Below are 21,562 nucleotides of genomic sequence, written 5' to 3'. Positions count from 1 at the left end.
GTCACGGTCGAGGCCCGGCGCCCGCTGCCGGCGGGATCGAGCCGCTCACGGTCACTGTACTGGCGACGGTCGTCCGGTACCGGACATCGAGGCGCGTGCCGGACGTCAGCCGAGGGCGAGGGCCGCCGTCACGGGGTCGTGGTCACTCGGCGGCGCGCCGGTCACCGGGTCGCGATCGCGCACGATCGCGGCCTCGTCGACGCGCCAGGAGCCGCCGCCGTCACCGACCAGGATCCAGTCGAGACGCATCGGCCGCCGACCGTACCGCGCCCGGTGGAAGCGTCGTACGAGCGCGGCGCGGACCCCGCCGAACGCGTGGAAGGTGCCGTCGTCCCGGCTCTCCGACGGGCCCCGCGCGAGGTAGGTGTCCCGATAGCCGTGCTCGAGGAACGCCCGGTGCGGCGGGGAGCCGGGCGGGCAGTTGAAGTCGCCGGTCACCAGCGTGGGCGGGGCGTCCTCCGACGCCAGGCGCCGCAGGACGAGGTGGGCGCTCCGCTCCCGGGCGAGGCTGCTCCAGTGGTCGAGGTGGGTGTTCACGTGGCGGAAGGTCCGCTCGGTCCCGCGGACGCCGAACGTCACCCGGTTCGCGGTCCGGACGACCTTCGAGCGCCACGACGACGAGGGCACGTCCGGGGTCTCGCTGAGCCAGAACCCGTCGGCGTCGAGCACCTCGAGCCGGTCCGGGGAGAACAGGATCGCGTTGTACTCGGGCCGGCGCTCGTTCCCGGCGGCCGGGCCCAGGACCATGCCGTACTCCGGGAGCTGCTGCCGGTAGGTCGCCAGCGCCTCGGGCTGGAGCTCCTGGACGCCGAGCAGGTCCGGGGCGTGCTCGCGCACGGTCGCCACGTTGCGGTCCGCCCGCAGGGACCACCGGTTCGCGCCGTCCGCGGGCGTGCTGAAGCCCCGGACGTTGAAGCTCATGACCCGCAGGCGGGTGGACCGGGCGCCCGCCGCCTCGTCGGGCGAGTCGCCCGGCCGCGTCACGCCGGATGCGGACATGAGCGGGACCTCTCCGTTCGTCGGTCGACCTCCGGACCGACCCTGCCACGCAAGCAGCCGGGCCCCGATCAGGGCTCCGGCGGAGCGCACCGGTGTGAGCGGGTCACGCGGGCCCGCGGCTCCCGGCGACCGGCTCCCGGCAGACCAGCAGCCGCGCGGGCGGCAGGCTCGCCCAGGTGGTCCCGGTGGCGACGACGTCGGTGAACGACGACGCGAGCAGCCTCCGGAAGCGGCGCGACCGCGGGTTGAGCCGTGTCGGGCGGTAGGCGATGGTCGCGAACGCCCCGGACGGGGCGAGGACCGAGCAGGCCGCGGCGATGATGCGCCGGCTCACCGCGGGGTCGAAGTTGCTCCACGGCAGGGAGCTGAGGATGAGGTCGACCTCGCTCAGACCGGCGTCCTGCACGTGGGTGGCCAGCTCGACGGCGTCACCGAGCACCGGTGTGGCCCGGGGGGCGACGTGTCCGACCTCGGCGAGCAGGGCCGGATCCCGTTCGAGGGCGATGTGCGTCGCCCCCGGCCCGAGCCGCCGGTCGATCGCGGCGCTGATGGCTCCGGTGCCCGCGCCGAGCTCCAGCACCCGCAGTCCGGTGGTCGCCGGGATCAGGTCGACCAGTCGGCCGGCCAGGCTGGCCGAGGTGGGAGCGATCGCTCCGATGGCGGCCTGATCGGTGAGCGCGCGTCGCAGGAACGCCGTTCTCCCGGACCTCGGCAGACCGGTGGGGGTTGCGGTGAAGCTCGACATCGAGGGGGGACCTTCCCTGTTCGGTCGGCCCGGCGAGTCACCCGTCCGGGACCGGCCCGCATCCTGCCTGCCCGCCTTTCCCCCTCCGCACCCACCCGGTGGGAGCTAGGAACCCGCGGGGGGTCGTGCCCGCAGCTGGGCGTGCATCGCCGTCACCCGGTACGTCGTGTACTCCGACATCGTGAACCAGATGTCGGGTCCGTCGGTCCAGCCCGGAATCAGGTACGGCGCGTAGCTCTCGGGATGGTCGTGCGTGGTGGTGACGACCTGCGCATCGCTCCACGGACCGGTCGGCGTCGTCGCGGTCCGCATCACGATCTGCCCGGTCGGGTCGACCAGGTACATCATGAGCCAGCGGCGGTAGAAGGAGTTCCACCGGACCGAGAGCTCGCCGACCGGCCCGTGGACCAGCGGCGCGGCGTCCTGCTCGCTCGTCGACCAGCCGGAGCCGTTCCAGTACCGGTAGGCCGACCGGTCGAGCATCCGGTCGGCCCGGACCAGGGCCAGCGACACGTCGCCGTAGCGCCCGCCCGGGATGCCGTAGACGTAGACCCAGGGGCTCGGCGCGGGCGATTGCGGCCCCGGGTACATCCGCATCAGGTCAGGCTCGCCGGGGACCGGGAAGGTGTCCGGCGCGCGGGGATCGTCGGGACCGCCGGGGCGTACGTAGGCGACCTGGCCGAAGCGGGTGTCTCCGGGCCACACCGCCGAGGCCGGCCTGGTCCAGGTGTGTCCGCCGTCGTCGGAGACGGCGACGCCCGCGTCGTTCAGGGTCCACCGGCCCGGGCGGGTGAACCGTCGCACCGACATGTAGTGCAGCAGCATCCGGTTCCCGACCGAGATCCCGTACGTCGGGATCACGGTCCGCTCCACGCCGTCCTGCTTGCGTGAGTGCAGCAGCTCGGCGGCGTGGCCGGGCCGGTCGGTGATCATGTCGCTCAGGGCGAGCCCGTCCCGCGGCGAGGCCGGCGGGTCGATGAATCCCAGCACGTTGCTGCGCCAGTCCTGGTGCGGGACCGCGAAGAAGTTCCCGGGCGACGGGGGCCCGCCGTAGGTGTCGCCGAACGCGATCGCCAGGCGCCCGTCCACGGTGAACATGTGTCCCAGGTCCGTGCCGCCCACCCCGAACCGCGCCAGGGTGTCCCCGCCGGCCGCGTCGGGACCGATGAGGTCGGAGACCTCGTCGGTCGCCGCCGGGTCGACTGCCCACCGCGGCGCCGCCGGCGGCGGCGCCTCCGGCCCCCGGTCCGGCGGCCGGGCCATCGGGATGCCCACCACGACGAGGGCCGCCGCGGCCACGGACGCCACGCCGAGGACCGCCAGCCCGATCCGGCGCCGGACACGGCGGCGGCGCCGTGTCCGGCGGTGCGCCCGATCCGGTGTCCGGCGAGCGACGTGGGAGCCGACCCGCCGGAGCGTCATGCTCCGGTGGTGGGTCGGCGGGACCCGTCCACGAGGGCCGGGATCGGCCTGCTCGTCACGTCACCGTCGATCGGACCGTTCCCCCTGGTTCGTCCCGAGCGCGCGCGCACCACCGATGTCCCCCCACGATGCCCCGTGTCACCGGCCATTCCCGGACACGCACGCAATCGTCGCCCCCATGCGACTCGGTGTCGTCGGACCGGATCACTCCACTACTACCGCACCCGCTCCGGGAACGGAACACCACCGACGAGATCACCGGTCGATCCTTCCGTTCCGGGAGATCAGGCCGTGAGCGATCGGATCGCACCCCGCATTCGATGCGGACGTAATCTGTCCGATGAACGCATCGATCACCTCACCGGCGAAACCGGGCTCTGGCCTGCACTCGAGCGCGGATCACCCGGCCACGGGCGCCGTCTCCCGCGCCACCTGGCGATCGACCGCAGAGAACGGAGCCCATGGGCGGAATGATGTCGGAAAACCGTCGGCCGAATGGACGCATCCGCCTCGCACCCGGCAGAACCTGCCCGGCGCCACCCGATCTTCGTTAGACGCGCGACGATTTTCCCCGCGACGCGCGACACGTTTCGCAGATCGTGGACATCGGCCCCCTGACGATGTTGAATTCGTCGGAGTCCAGCGAGACGCGGCACGGCCCGGGGGAATCTGTTGGGGCGGACACGATCGCGAACCGGTGTCGGTTCGTCGGTGCGGGTGGCAGCCGTGGCCGCGACGCTCGGGCTCGTCCTCGCCGGGTGCGGGAGCTCCGCGCCGCCTCCCCCGCAGACCGTCCCGGTCGCACGGGCGACGGTGAGCACCGGGGTGTCGGCGACCGGGTCGCTCTCGGCGGTCGGCCAGGTCAACGCGGGCTTCCCGCAGGCCGGACAGCTCACCTCGGTCCTGATCGGCGTGGGTGACCGGGTCCAGCCCGGCCAGGTGCTGGCCACCATCGACGACTTCACCGCCCGCCAGGGCGTGGCCACCGCCCAGGCCCAGCTCGACACCGCCCAGGCGAACCTCGCGAAGCTCGAGGAGGGCACCGCCGTCTCCGGGGCGCAGGCCACCCTCGATCAGGCCCGACGCATCCTCCACGCCACCAAGGACCAGGTCGGTGCCGTCGCCGACGTCGACGACACCGCCGTGAACGCGGCCAAGGGCCCCGCGAGCACCGCCGCCGAACAGAAACAGCAGGTGGACCAGGCCGGCGGGAGGCTGCAGATCGAGATGGCCCGCCAAGGTGTGGTCACCGCCCAGAACCAGCTCGACACGGCCTCCGCGAACCAGCCGCACGATCTCGACGCCGCCCGGGCCGCCGTCGCCGGCGCCCAGGCCGGGGTGAACAACGCGAACCGGACCCTGGCCAACACGACGCTGCGGGCACCGTCGGCCGGCGTGGTCACCGCGCTCAACGGGGCGGTCGGGGAGTTCGTGGCCGCGAACTCGACCCCGACGCCCGTCGCCCCCGGCAACCAGGCCGCCCTGCCCGGCATCGCTCCGATGCCGGCCACGGCGGCGGCCGCCGGGGCGACTCCCACCCAGCCCGGCGGGAGCAACTTCGTCGTGCTGCAGAACCCCGGGCTGTTCCAGGCCGTGGCGCCGTTCGAGGAGTCCGACGCCGTCTCGATCACCCCCGCCCAGGACGCGTCGGTGTCCGTCGACGCGATCCCGGACCGGACCTTCAGCGGGTCGGTCCTGGCGGTGGCCCCGTCCTCGACCGCGATCAGCAACGTCGTCAACTACTACGTCACGGTGACCCTGACCCAGAACGACCCGCGTCTGCGCGACGGCCAGACCGCCCGGGTCTCGGTGATCACCGGCAACGCGCCGAACATGCTCAGCGTCCCGAACACCGCCGTCCGTCACGAGGGCGACCGCAGCTCGGTCGTCGTGGTCACCGCCGACGGCCGCCGGATCCCGACGACGTTCACGCCCGGCCTGGTCGGCGCCGACCGCACCGAGGTGCTCGCCGGGCTGACCGAGGGCCAACAGATCCTCGTGGTCGGCGGACGGTGACCGGTCACAGCATCGTCGTGACCCACGTGCCGACCCACCAGACGCCGAGCCCGCCGAACAGCGCGATCGGGAGCTTCGCGGTCCGCCGCCACAGCGCCCAGGCGGCCAGTGCGGCGAGCACCGAGGGCACGGTCCCCGCCCAGGACATCTCGCCGTGCGGGGCGAGCAGGGCGGGCAGGGTGATCGCGGCGAGCACGGCCGGCCCGACATGGGGCAGGAGCCGTGCGAGCCGGGCCGGCGGATCGGTGCTCGCCCGTACGAGGAACACCGCCCGCATCGCGTAGGTGCCGACGCCGATCGCGGCGAGGATCAGCAGCTCACGCATGACGGGCTCCGATCAGTCCGCCGGCGGTCACGCCGGCCGCGGCCCCCAGGAGCAGGCCCAGCCCGAGCGGCAGCCCGGACGCGAGGACCGCGACTCCCCCACCGACCGCGGCCGCGGCGTACGCGGCCCGGTCGGCGAGCATCGGCAGCAGCAGGAGCAGGAACGTCAGCGGCGCCGCGAGTTCCAGTGACAGCGACGCCGGGAGCACCCCGGCGAGCAGCGCGCCGGCCCCGGTGAGGCCCATCCAGCCGACCCAGAAGGTGAGCCCGACGGCGAGGTAGTAGGTGAGACGGACGCGGCCGTCGCCGCCCCGGTCGGGGCGGGAGAAGCGGGCCACGGCCACGGCGTAGACCGGGTCGGCGAGCAGGTAGGCCCCCGCCCAGCGCCACCGGGCGGGCCAGTCGCCGGCATGCGGCGCCAGCGAGGCGCTGTAGAGCAGCATGCGGGCGTTGACGACCAGCGCGCCCAGGATGACGACGATCGCGTTGGCGCCGGCGTCGAGCAGCTGGACCGACAGCAGCTGGGCGGCCCCGCCGAACATCAACGGGGAGCTGGCCCAGGCGGTCAGCGGGTTCACGCCGGTCCGTGCCAGCGTGGCCCCCAGGGTGACGCCGAAGGGGACGTAGGCGAGTACGACGGCGGCCGCGTCCCGGCAGCCGTGGCGGACCACCGGTGCGACGACGGCCTGCGTGCGTTCCGCGGTGCTCATGCCGCCACCCGCCAGCTCGCCCAGGCGGTGCGCGACTCGACGCGCTCGGCAGCCACGAAGGTCTCGACCGACCACCAGTCGCGGACCCGGTCCTCGCCGAGGGCGGCGATGAGCCCGGTCATCTGGCTGGCCTGGGCCCGCAGGGCGACCATCTTCCGGTCGAGGGCGGCGGAGTCCATCCGCAGCTCGACGGCCAGCGACGACCGCGGCGTCCGCAGCGGGAGCTCGTCGGTGAGGAACACCGCGAACGCGTCGCGCGCGGGCTCCCAGGCGTCGACGAACTCCTCGGTGGTCGTGGCGTAGAGCAGGCGGGCCCGCGGCGCGGCGAGAGCGCGAGCGGCCGTCGCCCAGCGCGAGACCGTCTGGTGGTCCTCGTGCCCGGTGAGGCCGTCGGGCCCGAAGGTCACGATCGTGTCCGGCGCGACCTCCCGGACGATCCGCGCCAGGCGGTGCACGACGAAGTCCTCGGGCTGCTCGGCGCAGGCACCGTCGCCGATGCCGAGGACGTGGTGCTCGCACACGCCGAGAGCCGCGAGCGAGGCACGCAGCTCGTGCCCGCGGACCGCGGCCAGCCGGTCGGGAGGCCAGTGCCGCGGGTCGTCGGTGCCGTGCTCGCCGAGCGTGGCGGTCACGCACACCACGCGCTGACCGGCGTCCCGGGCGGCCGCCATGAGCCCGGCGGACAGGAGCGCCTCGTCGTCGGGGTGCGCCCAGATGCCCAGGACGGTGCCGAGATCGGCGGCCTCGGTGATCGCGGGGGCGTCGGGCGTCGGGCGGAGGTGGAGCGCGCTGCGTGACATGGTGTCGGGTCCTCGTCCGTCATGGGCGCCGTCGGAATGGCGCCGATGGGTCGAACGCTAGGAAGCCCCCGTTCGCACCCCGTTCCGACTCCGCGTTCCTCGCCGACGATTCCCGGAACGCTGCGCGAGCGCTGCATTCCTAGCGTCGTCCGTGCCGCTCCCGTATCGGGGCGGCCACACCATTCGAGGGAGTCGTCATGGAACCGCTGATCCGCCCGCTGCAGCGCCACGAATCCGGACTGCTGGAGGATTTCGTCGATCGGCTCTCACCGCACAGCCGATATCTGCGCTTCCACAGCCCGATCCCGAAACTGCCGCCCGTGGTGCGGCGGGCCCTGCTCGACGTCGACGGGCGGAACCGCATCGCCCTCGTCGCCGAGGCGGGGGACGGCACGGCGATCGGCCTCGTCCACGTGATCCGGGCGTCCGGTGCGGACGAGGTGGCACCACGCGGTACCGAGGCCGAGATCGCCGTCGCCGTGGCCGACGCCTGGCAGCGCCGCGGCGTGGGCCGTCGGCTCGTCACCGAGGTCACCGAGCGGGCCCGCGCGGCGGGGATCGACCGGCTGACCGCTCGCGTCCTGCCGGAGAACACGGCGGCGCTGGAGCTGTTCCGCGCCGAGTTCGAGGTCCTCCTCGAGCGACGCGACCGGGACGCGGTGATCGTGACGGCCCTCCTGGACGGCGTCGGACAGATCTCCGAGGACGACATCCTGGCCGACCTCGTGGCCTGACCAGGGCGAGATCGGAACAGATCTGCGAGCCTTGCTCCGTCTGCGGGATCGGAGCCTCGGCACCGGGCCCCGACGACTGCGCCGAGAAGTCCGTTCCGGAAACGGTGATCCGCATTTCTGAAGTCCTCACGAACAGTTCCGGATCGGTCGCACTGGGCGACATCGGGGAAATGTCGACTCATCCCTTCGTCGCCACTCCTCGGCCGAGTACCGTTCGGCCACGGAGGTCGGGCCGGCATGTTTCAGATCTGTCTGCTGGGCGAGCAGGTGATCAGTGATGCGACCGGCACGCTCCGGACGCGGTCGTCGCGCAGCGTGACCCTGGTGGCCTATCTCGTGGTCCACGCGACCCTCCCGCAGACCCGGCAGCGGATCGCCGCGCTGTTCTGGCCGGACTCGGCCGACGAGCAGGCGCTGACCAACCTGCGGCGCGAGCTGCACCACCTGCGGGGGGTGCTGGGCGACGAGCCCTCGTTGGTCGTGACGGCGAGGGACCTGTGCTGGCAGGACGCGCCGTCGTGCCGGGTCGACGTCCGCGTGTTCACCGGTGAGCACGACGCCGCGCTGGCCGCCGCGGCCACGGGGGACGACGCCGGCGTCCTGACCCACGCCGCGGCCGCCGTCGACGCCTATCGGGGCGAGTTCCTGCCCGGCGGCTACGACGACTGGCTGCTGGAGGCCCGGGCCGAGCTCGAGGGCCGCTGCGTGGACGTGCTCGACCTGCTGGCCGAGACGCGGGCGCGGACGGGCGACCTCGCCGGGGCGGTTGCCGACGGCCGCCGTCGAACCAACCTGCGGCCGCTCGACGAGGCCGGATACCGCCGTCTGATGCAGTGGCAGGGCGACGCCGGCGACCGGGCCGGGGCGGTGAGCACGTTCCACCGGTGTGCCTCTGTCCTGGAGCGCGAGCTCGGCGTCGAACCCGACCCGTCCACCCGCGCCGCGCTGGACCAGCTGCTCGCGCGCGTCGGCCCCGCCGTCACGCCGGAGCCGGAGACGCCGCCGGCGACCCGACGGCCCGGACTCGCCGCGGCTCCGCTCGTCGGGCGCCACGGCGAGTTCGAGATGCTGCGGCGCGTCTGGACCGACGCCGCGGCCGGCCGCCCGCGCCTGGCGCTGGTCCGCGGCGACCCGGGCGTCGGCAAGAGCCGGCTGGTGACCGAGGTCGCGGAGCTCGCCCGGACCCAGGGTGCCGTGGTCGCGACGGCCCAGTGCTTCGGCACGTCCGGCCGGCTCGCGCTCTCGCCGGTCGCGGACTGGTTGCGCAGCCCCGCCGTCCAGACCGCGGCGGCCTCCCTCGACCCGGTCTGGCGCACCGAGGTGGAACGGCTGGTCCCGACGACGAGGGGCCGGAACGAGCCGGGCGGCGCCCGCACGATGGCCGAGGCCTGGCAGCGCCACCGCTTCTTCGAGGGGCTGGCCCGCGCCCTGATCGGCGCCGGGCGTCCCACCCTGCTCGTGCTGGACAACCTGCAGTGGTGCGACCAGGAGACCCGGGCGTTCCTCGCGTTCTACCTCGGACTGAGCCCGGACACCCCGGTCATGGTGGCCGCGACGCTGCGGGCGGCGAACCCCGACGACGAGCCCGGACTCGAGGAGTGGACCGCCCGGATGCGCGGCACCTCGCTGCTGAGCGAGGTGCCGCTGCGCCCGCTGGACGGACCGGACACCGCCCGGCTGGCCGAGGAGTTCTCCGGGCGCGCCCTCACGACGACCGAGCAGGACCTGCTCCAGGCCACCACCGGCGGGTTCCCGCTCTACGTCGTCGAGGCCGCCCGGGGCGGCACCGGGAACGGTCCGCTCCCGATCGGGGACCTCGGCGTCGTGCTCTCCCGGCGGCTCGACCAGGTGAGCGCGGACGCCCGCGATCTGGCCGGGCTGGCCGCGGCGGTGGGGCGGAACTTCACCCTCGACCTGCTCACCGAGGCCAGCGACCTGGACGCGGACTGCGTGGTGCGCGCCGTCGACGAACTGTGGCGGGCCCGGATCATCCAGGAGATCGACGACGGCTACGACTTCTCCCACGACCTGCTGCGGGACGCCGCCTACGAGCAGGTGAGCCCGCCGAAGCGCTGGCTCCTGCACCGACGCGTCGCCCAGGGACTCGAACTGCTGCACGCCGACGACACCGACGCCGTCTCCGCCGAGCTCGCCGAGCAGTACGCCCACGGCGGTCGGGCCGGGCGCGCCGTCGAGTACTACGGACGTGCGGCCGCGGTCGCGGCGGACCGGTTCGCCCACGCCGAGGCCATCCGGCTGGACAAGGAGGTCCTCGCGACCCTGGCGACCTGGCCGGACGGCCGGGACCGTCGCACCCGCGAGCTGGCGACCCTGGAGGCGATGGCCGCCCCGCTGAACGCCCGATTCGGCTACTCGTCACCCGAGCTCCGCGAGGTCCTGGAGCGCTCGGTCGAGGTGGCCGAGTCACTCGGCCGCCGGGACTCGACGGTCACCGGACTGGTCGGCCTCTGGGGCTCCTACTTCGTCCAGGGCGACATCGCGGGCGGCCACCGGATCGCGACGCGGGCGCTGGCGCTGGTGGAGTCGGAGGCGGACGCGGACCCGTCGTTGAGCGGCCGCGCGCACTTCGCCGTCGGCGGCTCCGAGGTCAGCCTCGGGCGGCTGGGCAGCGGCCTGAGCCACCTGGAGTACGGCGTCGGGCACGGGGAGGGCCCGCCGCTGAGCATCGGGAGCCGCACCGACGTCCACGGTCGGGCGTTCGCCGCCCACGCCCACTGGTTGCTGGGGCACGACGACGAGGCGCTGGCCAACGCTCGGGAGGCCATCGCGCTGGCCCGCCGGGTCGACAGCACCTACAACGTGGCGGTGGCGCTGGCGTACGGCGCCGTGACCCACCAGCTCGGGCGCCGCCCCGCCGAACTGGCCGACACCGTCGGCGAGCTCCGTGAGCTCTGCGACCGCTACGACTTCGCCTACTACCGCGAGTGGGCGATGGTCCTGTCCGGGTGGCAGCGCGGGGACCAGGCCGGGCTGAATCTCGCCCGGCGCGGTGTCGACACCCTGACCGCGACCGACTCGTTCAGCCGCATGCCGTACTGGCTGTCGCTGATCGCCGACCTGAACGTCCGGCTCGGTCAGGACGAGGCCGCCCGCGCGGCCCTCGACGCCGCCATGATCAGCGCCCGCTCCCGCGAGGATCTGTGGTGGGGCCCCGAGGTGATGCGGATGCGCGCCGCCTTCGACGACGGGCCCGCGGCGGTGACGCGCCTGCGCTCGGCCGCCGAGCTCGCGTCCTCGCAGGGCAGCGTGGCGCTCCTCCGCCGCTGCGAGCACGACCTGCTCGAACGGGGAGTCACCGCCGAACGAGCCGTGTTCACTCGAACGGTCGAGCCGTGACGCCGGACCGGAACGCTCTGCGAACGGCCCCTTCCTAGCGTCGGCGACGACGCGCCCGAGCTGATCGGACGCCGAGTCGAAGGGACCTCCTCGTGACCACCATCGCCACCGCACCGTTCGACGAGCTCGCCGCCTCCCTGCGCGGGGACCTCATCACGCCGGCCGACGCCGGCTACGACGCCGCCCGCGCCGTCTACAACGGGATGATCGACAAGCGGCCCGCCGCGATCGCCCGGTGCCGGGACACCGCCGACGTCGTCACCGCCGTCGGCTTCGCGCGCCGCCACGACCTCGAGATCGCCGTCCGGGGCGGCGGGCACCACGCCGCGGGCTACGGCGTCTGGAACGGCGCCCTGGTCATCGACCTCTCGCTGATGCGCAGCACCACGGTCGACCCCGAGCACCACACCGTCCGCGTCGACGCCGGCTGCACCTGGGGCGACGTCGACCACGCCACCGTCGCGTTCGGCATGGCCACGCCGTGCGGGTTCCTGGCCTCCACCGGCGTCGCCGGTCTGGCGCTCGGCGGCGGGATCGGCTACCTGTCCCGACGCTTCGGGCTGACCGTCGACAACATGCTCGCCGCCGACGTCGTGCTGGCCGACGGCAGCCTCGTGACCGCCTCCGAGACCTCGCATCCCGAGCTGTTCTGGGCGCTGCGCGGCGGCGGCGGGAACTTCGGCATCGTCACGTCGTTCACGTTCCGCTGCCACGACATCGGCGATCACGGCACCGTCATCGGCGGGCCGGTGTTCTACGACCTCGAGGACGCTCCCGAGGTCCTGCGGTGGTACCGCGAGCTGATCCCGTCCCTGCCCGAGGAGATCAGCGGCTGGTTCGGCGTGGTGGCGATCCCGCCGGCGCCGCCGTTCCCGGAGGAGCTCCACGGACGCAAGGCCTGCGCCATCGTCTGGTGCTACACCGGGCCGCACGACCGCGCGGACGAGGTCCTCGCCCCGATCCGCGGCTTCGGCTCGCCGCTGGTCGACGGCATCCAGGCGATGCCGTTCACGGCCCTGCAGAGCGCCTTCGACCCGCTCTTCCCGGCCGGCCTGCAGTGGTACTGGCGCACGGACTTCTTCCGCGAGATCCCCGACGCCGCCATCGACGTGCACATGCGTTTCGGCCGGCAGTTGCCCACCGGGCACTCCACGATGCACCTCTACCCCATCGACGGCGCGGCCGCGCGGGTGCCGGCGGGCGCGACGGCGTTCTCCTACCGCGGGGGCGGCTGGGCAGGCGTCGTCGTGGGTGTCGACCCGGATCCGGCCAACGCCGAGCTCATCACGCGGTGGGCGAAGGACTATGCGGATTCCCTGCACCCGTACTCCACGGGCGGCGAGTACGTGAACTTCATGATGGACGAGGGCCAGGACCGGATCCGGGCCGCCTACGGCGACAACTACGACCGGCTCACCCGGGCCAAGAAGCGCTACGACCCGGACAACGTCTTCCACGTCAACCAGAACATCCGGCCGGCGGGCTGAGTCGCTGCTCCGTGATCACTTCCGGTTGCCGGCGCTCCAGGCGTAGGGCAGCTCGGAGTCGTTGAGGATGTGGTCGCCGACGGTCTGCAGCTTGTAGATCAGCGGGTTGTGCACCGAGATCGTCCGGGCGTTGCGCCAGTGGCGGTCGAGGCGCAGCTTCTCGGAGGTGATCGACGCGCCGCCCACCTCGAAGAGCTGGGTGGTGGCGTCGAGCACCGTCGGGATGACCCCGGCCTGAGCCCGGGCCACGTCGAACTCCACGCGGTCGAGCAGCTCCGCGTTCTCGCTGTCGGTGGCCAGGACGTGGCCCAGCTGGTCGGCGATCTCGAGCACCTGCGTCCGCGCGGAGAAGGCGGCGGCGGAGAGCCGGCCGATCACCTGCTGGACGAGCGGGTCGTGGCGCGGCAGGTCGGCGGCCGCGTGGGTGTAGCTGCGGGTCCGGTCGCGCACCCAGGCGGCGGCGTCGTCGGTGGCCCGCTGGGCGATCCCGGCGAGCACCGAGAGCTGCACCAGCTGCAGGTATGCCGTGCCGTAGGTCTTGCCCGGCGTGCCGTACCCCGGTCCGAGGACCCGGTGGGCCGGCACCGCGACGCCGTCGAACTCGGTGGTGCCGCTGGCGGTCAGGCGCTGGCCGAAGCCGTCCCAGTCGTCGTGCTGGGTGATCCCCTCGGCGTCGGCGTCGACGAGGACCGCGAGCCGGTCGCCGTCGCGGTCGGCGGCGACGACGATGTGGTCGGAGTAGAGGCTGCCGGTGCTGTAGTACTTGGTACCGGTCAGCCGCAGGTCACCGTCCGGGCCGTCCGGGGTCAGCGTGGTGGTGTAGCGGTCGATGGCCCCGACGCCCGGCTCCGAGATGGCGTTCCCGACGAGCCCGCCGTCGGCCGCCGCCCGGAGCCAGCGCTCCCGCTCCGGGCCCGGCTCGGCCAGGAGCTGCTCCTCGACGAACCACCAGTGCACCCGCAGCGCCTGCGGCAGGTTGGACTCCGCGGCGGCGAGGTTGATCAGCTGCCGGAACAGCTGACGGACCGAGGCGCCGTAGCCGCCGAACTCCACGGGGACGCGCAGCGCACCGAAGCGGACCTCGTTGAGGGCCGCGACCTCGTCATGGGCGAGCGAGCGGTCCCGCTCGCGCTGCACGGCGCCGTCGGCGATGCGGGCGAACACGGGCGCGAAGACCGCGTCGAGCTCGGAGTCCGAGTAGGGCTCGGAGCGGGTGGTGGGGTCGGTGCTGACCGTCGTGGTCACAGGGGTGTCCTTTTCGCTGGTGGGCGGTGAGCGGCAGGCGTGCGGGAGACGCCCACGACGACGGCGCCGCGTGCCGGGGGCGGGGCGGGTCGGGGGGCGCGACGAGGCGCCCGCGGCCCAGGGGGCCGGGAGACGGCCGACGCGTCGCGAGTGCGCGGGAACGGCGTCAGCGACGACAGAGCGCGGAGGACACGCGCGCGAGGTCGATGTGACCCCGCGTGGTGAGCCAAGCCGCGCCGGTCATGCCGCCGACTGTAGCCGGACCGGCGACCGGATCCCAAGATCACCGTGACGTTCGCGGCCCGTCGCTGTCGGACCCCCGGTCTACGTTCGCCCCATGCCGGACCGATCCCCGGAGCCCTTCGCTCTGCACACCGAGCCGGACGCGCTCGCCGACCTGCGCGCCCGGCTGCGCGCCGCCCGCTGGCCGGATGCGCCCGACGACGCCGGCTGGTCGCTCGGGACCGACGTCGCCTCCCTCCGGGAGCTCGCGGGGTACTGGGCCGACGGGTACGACTGGCCGGCGCAGGAGGCGGCGCTGTCCCGGCTCCCGCAGGTCCGGGTGCGGCTCGGTGGGCTCGGGGTCCACGTCGTGCACGCCCGCGCGGCCGATCGCGGCGCGCCGGTGCTGCCGCTGGTCCTCACCCACGGCTGGCCGGACTCGTTCTGGCGCTACACCAAGGTCGTCGACCTGCTGACCGACCCGGCGGCGCACGGGGGCGACCCGGCCGACGCGTTCGACGTGGTCGTGCCGGACATGCCCGGCTTCGGGTACTCCGACCGGCCGGGGCGCCCGCTCGACTCGATCGCCGTCGCCGCGCTGTGGGCCGAGCTCATGACCATCCTCGGCTACCCCCGCTTCGGCGCGGCCGGCGGCGACATCGGCAGCCACGTCAGCCGCTACCTCGCGCTGGACCACCCCGAACGCGTCGTGGCCGTCCACCGCACCGACGGCGGCCAGCCCTACCCCGGCGTCGACCTCGCCTCCCTCACCCCCGAGGAGCGCGACTGGTTCGACGCGGGCGCCGGGTGGGCCGCCCGCGAGGGCGCCTACATGGGGATGCACCGGACGAAGCCGCAGACCGCCGCCGTCGGCCTCACCGACTCCCCGGTCGGGCTGGCGTCCTGGATCGTGGAGAAGCTGCGCGGGTGGAGCGACGGCGACCACGCCTTCACCGACGACGAGATCCTCACGAACCTGACGATCTACTGGCTCACCGGCACCATCGGCTCGTCGATGCGGATGTACCACGCGAACGCCGCGATCCCGCCCGAGCAGCTGGCCCGCCGGGTCGAGGTCCCTTCCGGGTTCTCGCTGTTCCCCGCCGACCTCCTGCGCCCGCCCCGCGCGTGGCTGGAGCGGACGACGAACCTGGTGCGGATGACCGAGCCGGACCGGGGCGGGCACTTCGCGGCGTTCGAGCAGCCCGAGATCTACGCGCGGGAGCTGCGGGAGTTCTTCCGTCCCTACCGCGAGGAGGTCAGCCGGTGATGCCGTAGAGCGCGATCTTGCGGTAGAGCGTGGAGCGGGCCAGGCCGAGCGCGCCGGCCGCGGCCACCCGGTTCCCGCCGGACTCGCGCAGGGCGCCGACGATGGCGTCGCGCTCGGCCTCGTCGGACCGGCGCAGTGCCACGCGCGGCGCGCTCTGGCAGGACTCGGGCAGGTCGCCGACCTCGATCGTGCCGACGGGCCGCCGCCGCAACGCCGCGTCCAGGGTGTCCCGCAGCTCCCCCACGTTGCCCGGCCACCGATGGCGGCTCAGGGTCCGCAGCGCCTCGGCGGACAGCCGGGTGTCGCGGCGAGGCGCCAGATCCGCCAGGACGTCCGTGACCAGCGACGGCAGGTCGGCGGTCCGGTTGCGCAGCGGCGGCACGGTCACCGAGCGCTCGAACCGGCCGAGCAGCCCCGCGAGTGCGGGTCCGCACCGCGTGGTGTCCTCGGCGGTCGCCGCGAACCGCGCCCCGGCATCGCGCAGCGCCTCCACCACGCCGGCGGGAACGTGGTCGTCCCACCGGTCGAGATCGCCGAGCACGACCAGTGGTGAGGGCCCGGCGCGGCGGATCTGCGCGGCCGTGCCCTCCCCCACGTCGACGGGCCCGATCTCGACGACGCCGGTCGTGCCGTGGAGGGCACGGTCCAGGTCGGCCAGCAGCCGCTTGCGTCCCGAGCCCGCCTCGCCGACCACGAGCAGCGGCGTCCGCGCCCGGAGCGTCTCGGCCGCCGTGGTCCACGCCGCGCGCCACGCCGGGCTGGCGCTCGCCGGCTCCGGCAGCGGGCGGTCGTCGCGAGCCGCGCGGGTGAGCGCGACCCCCTCGGCCTCCCGGACCACCGCGACGACGGCGACCAGGCCGGCGACCGTGCTCCCGGTCGTCACGGCGGTCCCGCGCATGCGCACCCGGACCCCCGACGGCAGGTCGAGGCGATGGTCGATGTCGGAGCCCCGGCCCATGACGAACCGGGCGTGGTCCTGCAGCGCGTGGAGATCGCCCGGGTCCAGCAGGGTCTGCGCGGCGGTGTTCGCCAGCACCGTCGCGCGGCCCACCGCGAAGACCGCGCGCCGGGCGCGGGCGTCGATCCGGCTGTACGCGTCGAACAGGGCCTGCCGGCCCTCGTCCCGGTCGTGGAGCAGGGCGTCCTGGATGCCGACGGCGGCCGAACGGACCAGCGAGTGCAGGATCGGTGAGGAGTGCTCGGCCCGGCAGCTGACGTCGAGGACCCCCTCGATCCGTCCGGTGAACGGGTCGCGGACCGGCGCCCCGGCACACGCGTAGTCCTGCAGCTGCTCGTTGAAGTGCTCCGCGCCGACGACGTGCACCGACCCGCCGGACTCCAGCACGGTGCCGACCCCGTTCGTCCCCACCGCGCCCTCGGCGTAGCCGAACCCCGCGGCGAACCGGCGACCGTCCGCGGCCCGCGCGATGGAGCTGGCCGTGTCGAGGCGGACGAGCACGCGGGCCTGGTCGTCGGTCAGCACGACGCACACCGGGACGCCCGCGGTCTGCTCGGCCAGGCGCTCGATCGCCGGGCGGGCGCACTGCACGAGGCGGGACTCGACGTCCAGGTCCTCGTAGTACCGGTTGGTGATCGCACCCGGGTCGACGCCGCAAGCCACGCTGCGGCGCCAGGACGCCGCCACGAGCCCCGGGATCCCGGGCAGCTCGACGTCGGGACGCTCGATCAGCTCCGCGCGGGCGGAGGCGAGCAGTTTGCGCCGAGCCAGGACATCACCCATGCACCGCACCTCTCTGTGCACTGCCTCACATCACGTGAGCCACGTCAAGGACACCACGTGTCCGATGTTCGGACACCTCGGGGTGTGACCCACGGCTCTACGGTCAGGGCGACCGACGTCACCCTCGACCCCGGGAGGACGGCCATGACCAGTGCCGCCACCGCCACCCAGGAACCACGCAGCGGCGAGCAGGAGCACGTCGACGTCCTGATCGTCGGAGCCGGGGTGTCCGGCATCGGCGCCGCGCACCGGCTGCGCAAGGAGTTCCCGGACCGCAGCTTCGCGATCCTCGAGTCCCAGGACAACCACGGCGGGACCTGGTGGACCCACCGCTTCCCGGGGATCCGCTCCGACAGCGACCTGTTCACCTACGGCTTCCGGGACAGGCCGTGGAGCGGCCCGTCCATCGCCGCGGGCGGCGAGATCCGCCAGTATCTCCAGGAGCTGATCGACGAGGACGACCTCGCCGACCACATCCGGTACCACCACGAGGTGACGGGACTGAGCTGGTCGTCCGGGGACGCCCGCTGGACCGCCGAGGTCACCCGCACCGACACCGGCGAGAAGGTGCGCGTCACCTCGTCGTTCCTGTGGATGTGCCAGGGCTACTACAACCACGACGAGCCCTACACGCCCGAGTTCCCCGGTCAGGAGCGGTTCGAGGGCACGATCGTGCACCCGCAGACCTGGCCGGAGGACCTGGAGTACGCCGGCAAGCGGGTGCTCGTCATCGGGTCCGGCGCGACCGCGGCCACCGTGGTCCCGGCGGTGGCGAAGACCGCCGCGCACGTGACGATGCTGCAGCGCTCGCCGTCGTACTGGTTCCCGGCGCCGACCGTGCACGACCTCGCGACGATGCTCGAGCCACTGGACCTGCCGGCCGAGTGGACGCACGAGATCCTCCGCCGGACCTACGTGCAGCAGCTGGACTGGCTGGCCACCACCGGCCGTGACGACCCGGACCAGCTGCACGAGTTCCTCGTCGAGACGATCCGGCCGCTGCTGCCCGAGGGCACCGACGTCGAGAAGCACTTCACGCCGGCGTACCGGCCATGGCAGCAGCGGATCGCGTTCGTCCCGGACGGCGACTTCTTCGAGCGCATGCGCGACGGCAAGGTCTCGGTCGCCACCGACAAGATCGAGGAGTTCACCGAGAAGGGCGTGCAGCTCGCGTCGGGCGAGGTGATCGAGGCCGACATCATCGTCACCGCGACCGGGTTCAACCTGGCGGTGTTCGGCGACATCCCGTTCGCGGTCGACGGTGAGCCGGTCGACTTCTCCCGGCAGGTCACCTGGCACGGCATGATGATCTCGGGCGTGCCGAACATGGCCTACGCCTTCGGCTACTTCCGGCACAGCTGGACGCTGCGCATCGACCTCGTCAACGACGTCATCGCGCGGATCTTCGAGCAGATGTCCGAGCGGGGGGCGTCGACGGTCGTCCCGACGCTGCGTCCCGGCGACGAGGACATGCCGCTGCTGCCGTGGAGCAGCCCGGACAACTTCAACCCCGGCTATGTCATGCGCTCGCAGGACAAGATGTTCAAGCAGGGCGACCGCGAGCCGTGGACCCACATGCACGAGCACGACCACGACCGGGTCGCGCTCCCGCAGGCCGACCTCGACGACGGCCTCCAGTACCGCTGACCGCCCGCCCCATCCCCGAGGAGCAACCGTGCCCCAGATCCCCGTCCGTACCGGCGTCACCCTCAACTACGAGATCAGCGGGGCCGGCGAGCCGCTGCTGCTCGCGATGGGAACGTCCGGCTCACTCCAGCTGTGGGGTGAGGTCACCGCGCGCCTCGCCCAGACCCACCAGGTGATCGCCTTCGACAACCGCGGCCTCGGCGGCAGCGAGCGCGGCACCGGGCCGATCACCGTGGCGTCCATGGCCGAGGACGCCTCCGCCCTGCTCGAGGCGCTGGAGATCCCCCGCGCCCACGTGCTCGGCTGGTCGCTCGGCTCGGCCGTCTTCCAGGAGATGGCTCTGGCCCACCCCGAGCAGGTCGCCTCCGCGGTGCTCTTCGGCACCTGGGGACGCTGCGACGGGTTCCAGCGCTCGGTGCTCAGCGCGTTCCGGCTGCCCTACGTGCACCGCGACATGGAGTCGGCTCTCGCGGTCTCCGGCCTCGCGTTCTCGCCGCAGCTGCTCGACCACCCGGACTTCGCGGCGATGCTCGAGCCGATGCTGCCCGCCTTCCCGCAGAACGAGGCGCAGATGCAGGTGACGGTCGAGCAGTGGGAGGCCGACCTGGCGCACGACACGATCGACCGGCTCGGCGGGATCACCGCGCCGACCCTCGTCGTCGTCGGCGAGCAGGACCTCCTGACCCCGCCGTGGCAGGCGAAGAAGGTGGCCGACGCGATCCCGGGCGCCCGCTTCGAGCTGGTGACCGGTCCGGGGTCGAGCCACGGGATGCACATCGAGCGCCCCGACGACTTCACGAAGGTCGTCACCGGGTTCCTCGGGGAGCAGTCGATCGGGCGCTGAGGAGGGCGTCCGCAGTCCGGACGCATCGCGATCGCTACGCCTGTAACACCGGCGGCTCGGGAGACGACATCACGAGTGGATAACGACGCGATCGCGAGAGGACCACCGTGACGATCACCGACGTAATGCTCGAGCGGGTGCACGAGATCGACGCGTGCGACGGCTACCTCGTCGTCGTCTCCGACCCCGACACCGGGGCCGTCGACGCGCACGGCCCGTTCGACGGCATCGGTGCGGCCATGGAGGCGGACCGTCGCCGCACCGAGCTCGACGCGGAGGAGCTCGACGACATCGCGATCAACGTCGTGCGGTGGCACCGCTGCACCAGCTGACATTCCCGGCGAGCCCGGCCCCGTCCCTCCTCAGGCGGCGCCGGGCCCCGGGAGCGGGTCGACGTCGCGGGCGTGCATCGGTTCGCCGCAGTGGGTGCATCGCAGGTCGACGCCGCTGATCTCGCCGCAGGCGTGGTGCCGGTAGAGCACCGGCGGCCCCGCCTCGCCGGCGAGCCAGCGGTCCCCCCAGCCGACCATGACCATGAGCAGGTCGACGAGCTCGGTGCCCTTCTCGGTGAGGTGGTACTCGTAGCGCGGCCTGCTGTCGTACGGGCGGCGCTCGAGCACGCCGTGCTCGACCAGGTGGTTGAGCCGCTCGGTCAGCACCTTGCGCGAGATCCCGAGATCGGCCTGGAGCTCGTCGAACCGGCTCAGCCCGACGTACACGTCCCGCAGGACCAGGGGCGACCACGGCTCCCCGATCACGTCCAGGGTCCGCGCGATGGAGCAGGCCATCCCGCTGAAGTCCGTGCGCTGCATGGGGCCAGTCTACGCTTTTGGAGTTCCCTCAGGGAACTCAAGCTGCTACGGTCACGGAGTCTCTTGAAGGAACTCCGGAAGGACCGTGGTCATGAGCAAGGTCTTCACCGCCCTGTCCGTCTCCGTCGACGGGTACATCACCGGCCGGGACCCCGGCGACGGCCGCGGGCTGGGCGACGGATCGATGCTGTTCGACTGGTACTTCGACGGTGACACCCCGAGCTCGGTGTTCGACGGGTTCCGGCTCAGCGGGCCGAGCGCCCGCGTCTTCGACGCCCTCGCCGGACGGATCGGCGCCTCCGTCGCCGGCCGCAACACCTACGAGGACTCGGGCCGCTTCGGCGACGACGGCGGCCCGCACCCCACGGCACCGCTGTTCGTCCTCAGCCACCGGCCCGCGCCGGCGATGTCCGGCCGCCAGACCCTGATCAGCACCGGCATCGAGGACGCCGTCACCGCCGCCCGGCAGGCGGCCGGGGAGAAGGACGTCGCCCTCATGGGTGGCGGCGTCGTCACCGAGGCTCTCGCCGCCGGACTCGTCGACGAGATCGTCCTGCACCAGATCCCGATCCTGCTCGGAGCGGGACGCCCGTTCTTCCAGGAGCTGCCCACGCAGGTCGCGCTCCGGCTCCTCGAGGCCGTGCCCGCGCCCGGCGTCACCCACCTCCACTACGCGGTCGAGCGCTGACCCCGTTCATCCCCCTCGCGACAGGAGAACCGGAACCATGCTCGACGACGATGTCCGCCGCCACCTCGACACCACCGCGATCGCCCACCTGGCGACCGTCGCGCCCGACGGCTCACCGCACTCCGTCCCGCTGTGGGTCGGCACCCGCGGCGAGCAGATCGTCTTCCTCACCGGCCCGCAGTCCCGCAAGGTCCGCAACCTGCACCACGACCCACGGGTCGCGCTGTCCGTGGCGCCGAGCGACGACCCGTTCACGCCCGTCGTCGTCCGCGGCCGCGTCGTCGAATGGCTCGACGGCGACGAGGCCTGGGAGATCATCGACGAGATCGCCCGGAAGTACATCGGGGCGCCGTACCCGCGGTCGGAGGAGCGGGTCGTCGCCGTCGTCGAGCCGGAGCGTCAGCGCGTCGGAGTCGGATGAGTGCCTCGGGGTGAGTCGCGCGTCGGTCACCCCCGGGGTGATGCGCGATCGTCGGAACCTCGACGACGTCGATGCGAC

At 73.4% G+C, this 21,562-nt stretch carries 20 protein-coding genes; 10 read left to right on the top strand and 10 right to left on the bottom strand.

The genetic code is table 11. The features are described from left to right. Window positions 1-105: 105 nt before the first annotated feature. The 3 genes from LQ327_RS18590 to LQ327_RS18580 all read right to left on the bottom strand — a co-directional run bounded on the left by LQ327_RS18590 (window position 106) and on the right by LQ327_RS18580 (window position 3,052). Complete coding sequence (locus LQ327_RS18590; RefSeq protein WP_230736447.1) at window positions 106-999, bottom strand: endonuclease/exonuclease/phosphatase family protein; 894 nt, start codon at window positions 997-999, stop codon at window positions 106-108. A gap of 103 nt (window positions 1,000-1,102) precedes the next feature. Continuing rightward, window positions 1,103-1,744: a class I SAM-dependent methyltransferase gene (locus tag LQ327_RS18585; protein WP_230736445.1), complete on the bottom strand. Its 642-nt coding sequence runs from the start codon at window positions 1,742-1,744 to the stop codon at window positions 1,103-1,105. 105 nt (window positions 1,745-1,849) lie between these two features. Next, the gene (locus tag LQ327_RS18580; RefSeq protein ID WP_230736443.1) at window positions 1,850-3,052 is read right to left on the bottom strand and encodes a glycoside hydrolase family 183 protein; all 1,203 of its coding nucleotides are present in this window, start codon (window positions 3,050-3,052) and stop codon (window positions 1,850-1,852) included. Window positions 3,053-3,892: 840 nt separating this feature from the next. On the opposite strand from LQ327_RS18580, the gene LQ327_RS18575 reads away from it, so the two are divergent. Continuing rightward, window positions 3,893-5,182 (top strand): efflux RND transporter periplasmic adaptor subunit, encoded by a 1,290-nt coding sequence (locus tag LQ327_RS18575; protein WP_230736441.1) that lies wholly within the window; start codon window positions 3,893-3,895, stop codon window positions 5,180-5,182. A 4-nt stretch (window positions 5,183-5,186) separates the two neighbouring features. Here LQ327_RS18575 and LQ327_RS18570 read toward each other — a convergent pair whose 3' ends face one another. From LQ327_RS18570 to LQ327_RS18560, 3 genes are read right to left on the bottom strand one after another with little or no spacing between them, the layout of a single operon-like run. Next, complete coding sequence (locus LQ327_RS18570; RefSeq protein ID WP_230736438.1) at window positions 5,187-5,507, bottom strand: AzlD domain-containing protein; 321 nt, start codon at window positions 5,505-5,507, stop codon at window positions 5,187-5,189. Next, the gene (locus LQ327_RS18565; protein ID WP_230736436.1) at window positions 5,500-6,216 is read right to left on the bottom strand and encodes an AzlC family ABC transporter permease; all 717 of its coding nucleotides are present in this window, start codon (window positions 6,214-6,216) and stop codon (window positions 5,500-5,502) included. Before LQ327_RS18565 ends, LQ327_RS18570 begins: the two co-directional genes overlap by 8 nt. Further along, on the bottom strand, window positions 6,213-7,016 hold the full coding sequence (locus LQ327_RS18560; protein WP_230736434.1) for a PIG-L deacetylase family protein: 804 nt from the start codon (window positions 7,014-7,016) through the stop codon (window positions 6,213-6,215). Before LQ327_RS18560 ends, LQ327_RS18565 begins: the two co-directional genes overlap by 4 nt. 197 nt (window positions 7,017-7,213) lie before the next feature. On the opposite strand from LQ327_RS18560, the gene LQ327_RS18555 reads away from it, so the two are divergent. The 3 genes from LQ327_RS18555 (at window position 7,214) to LQ327_RS18545 (ending at window position 12,594) form a co-directional block, all read left to right on the top strand. Beyond that, window positions 7,214-7,750 (top strand): GNAT family N-acetyltransferase, encoded by a 537-nt coding sequence (locus LQ327_RS18555; protein WP_230736432.1) that lies wholly within the window; start codon window positions 7,214-7,216, stop codon window positions 7,748-7,750. 237 nt (window positions 7,751-7,987) lie between these two features. Then, the gene (locus LQ327_RS18550; protein ID WP_230736430.1) at window positions 7,988-11,107 is read left to right on the top strand and encodes an ATP-binding protein; all 3,120 of its coding nucleotides are present in this window, start codon (window positions 7,988-7,990) and stop codon (window positions 11,105-11,107) included. A 92-nt stretch (window positions 11,108-11,199) separates the two neighbouring features. Continuing rightward, complete coding sequence (locus LQ327_RS18545) at window positions 11,200-12,594, top strand: FAD-binding oxidoreductase (RefSeq protein WP_230736428.1); 1,395 nt, start codon at window positions 11,200-11,202, stop codon at window positions 12,592-12,594. Between the two features lie 15 nt (window positions 12,595-12,609). Here LQ327_RS18545 and LQ327_RS18540 read toward each other — a convergent pair whose 3' ends face one another. Further along, window positions 12,610-13,839, bottom strand: coding sequence for an acyl-CoA dehydrogenase family protein (locus tag LQ327_RS18540; RefSeq protein WP_230736427.1), 1,230 nt, complete (start codon window positions 13,837-13,839; stop codon window positions 12,610-12,612). A 166-nt stretch (window positions 13,840-14,005) separates the two neighbouring features. Then, window positions 14,006-14,083 (bottom strand): putative leader peptide, encoded by a 78-nt coding sequence (locus LQ327_RS35255; RefSeq protein ID WP_372460715.1) that lies wholly within the window; start codon window positions 14,081-14,083, stop codon window positions 14,006-14,008. A gap of 93 nt (window positions 14,084-14,176) precedes the next feature. Here LQ327_RS35255 and LQ327_RS18535 point away from each other — a divergent pair, with 93 nt between their 5' ends. After that, a complete protein-coding gene (locus LQ327_RS18535) occupies window positions 14,177-15,331 on the top strand; it encodes an epoxide hydrolase family protein (protein WP_230736425.1) in 1,155 nt (384 codons plus the stop codon). Here the strand turns inward: LQ327_RS18535 and LQ327_RS18530 are convergent. Beyond that, complete coding sequence (locus tag LQ327_RS18530) at window positions 15,321-17,072, bottom strand: sigma-54-dependent Fis family transcriptional regulator (protein ID WP_230736422.1); 1,752 nt, start codon at window positions 17,070-17,072, stop codon at window positions 15,321-15,323. The two genes, LQ327_RS18535 and LQ327_RS18530, sit on opposite strands and share 11 nt — an antisense overlap. A 144-nt stretch (window positions 17,073-17,216) precedes the next feature. On the opposite strand from LQ327_RS18530, the gene LQ327_RS18525 reads away from it, so the two are divergent. The 3 genes from LQ327_RS18525 to LQ327_RS18515 all read left to right on the top strand — a co-directional run bounded on the left by LQ327_RS18525 (window position 17,217) and on the right by LQ327_RS18515 (window position 19,895). Beyond that, window positions 17,217-18,719: a flavin-containing monooxygenase gene (locus LQ327_RS18525; RefSeq protein ID WP_230736420.1), complete on the top strand. Its 1,503-nt coding sequence runs from the start codon at window positions 17,217-17,219 to the stop codon at window positions 18,717-18,719. A 28-nt stretch (window positions 18,720-18,747) separates the two neighbouring features. Then, the gene (locus tag LQ327_RS18520; RefSeq protein WP_230736418.1) at window positions 18,748-19,563 is read left to right on the top strand and encodes an alpha/beta fold hydrolase; all 816 of its coding nucleotides are present in this window, start codon (window positions 18,748-18,750) and stop codon (window positions 19,561-19,563) included. Between the two features lie 107 nt (window positions 19,564-19,670). Beyond that, entirely contained in the window at window positions 19,671-19,895 is a 225-nt protein-coding gene (locus tag LQ327_RS18515; protein WP_230736416.1) for a hypothetical protein, read from the top strand. A 30-nt stretch (window positions 19,896-19,925) separates the two neighbouring features. On the opposite strand, the gene LQ327_RS18510 is transcribed toward LQ327_RS18515, so the two are convergent. Beyond that, entirely contained in the window at window positions 19,926-20,375 is a 450-nt protein-coding gene (locus tag LQ327_RS18510; protein ID WP_230736414.1) for a winged helix-turn-helix transcriptional regulator, read from the bottom strand. Between the two features lie 91 nt (window positions 20,376-20,466). On the opposite strand from LQ327_RS18510, the gene LQ327_RS18505 reads away from it, so the two are divergent. Continuing rightward, window positions 20,467-21,063 (top strand): dihydrofolate reductase family protein, encoded by a 597-nt coding sequence (locus LQ327_RS18505; protein WP_230736412.1) that lies wholly within the window; start codon window positions 20,467-20,469, stop codon window positions 21,061-21,063. Window positions 21,064-21,100: 37 nt separating this feature from the next. Beyond that, window positions 21,101-21,484: a TIGR03618 family F420-dependent PPOX class oxidoreductase gene (locus tag LQ327_RS18500; RefSeq protein ID WP_230736410.1), complete on the top strand. Its 384-nt coding sequence runs from the start codon at window positions 21,101-21,103 to the stop codon at window positions 21,482-21,484. Window positions 21,485-21,562: the final 78 nt, after the last annotated feature.

Origin of the sequence: Actinomycetospora endophytica (assembly GCF_021026375.1) — a bacterium.
GTDB classification, from domain to species: Bacteria; Actinomycetota; Actinomycetes; order Mycobacteriales; family Pseudonocardiaceae; genus Actinomycetospora; species Actinomycetospora endophytica.
The sequence above is the reverse complement of the archived record's forward strand: the minus strand, read 5'-3'. Positions and strand labels throughout refer to the sequence as shown.